The sequence below is a fragment of the Bradyrhizobium sp. LeoB3 genome (genome assembly GCF_055456055.1).
In genome coordinates this window covers 1-375 of record NZ_JBVBEF010000396.1, presented here as the reverse complement: position 1 = coordinate 375, position 375 = coordinate 1, and the positions used below count along the sequence as shown (strand labels likewise).

At 61.6% G+C, this 375-nt stretch carries 1 protein-coding gene; it reads right to left on the bottom strand.

Annotated elements, in window-relative coordinates; genetic code table 11:
• A partial coding sequence (locus ACZXDY_RS46495; RefSeq protein WP_464350102.1) for an ATP-dependent DNA ligase occupies window positions 1-375 on the bottom strand: 375 nt, incomplete at both ends.

Below are 375 nucleotides of genomic sequence, written 5' to 3'. Positions count from 1 at the left end.
TCCGGGATCTCGCCGCGCTCGGCGCACCGCTGGCTCAGCTCGATGGCGATCTCTCCGAGGTCAAGCAGCACCGCCTCGCCGTCGAGCACGAACGCGGATGCGCGATGCCGCAAGGCCGCCTCAACGATCAGCGGGAATCGGTCGCTCCAGTCGTGGCTGTCGCGGGTGAACAGCCGCACGCGCTTCGCGCTGACGATCAAACGGTAGCTGTCGTGCTTGATCTCGTGGATCCGCTCCGGCCGGTCAAGCACCTTGGTGCCGCGCGTCGGGAGGCAGGGTTCAAATAATTTGAGCATTGCAGACAGATAGTCGTGGAAAACGTTAAATGCGAATCTCTCGCGCTGGGAAAGTGCCGAATCACGGTACATCATTTGA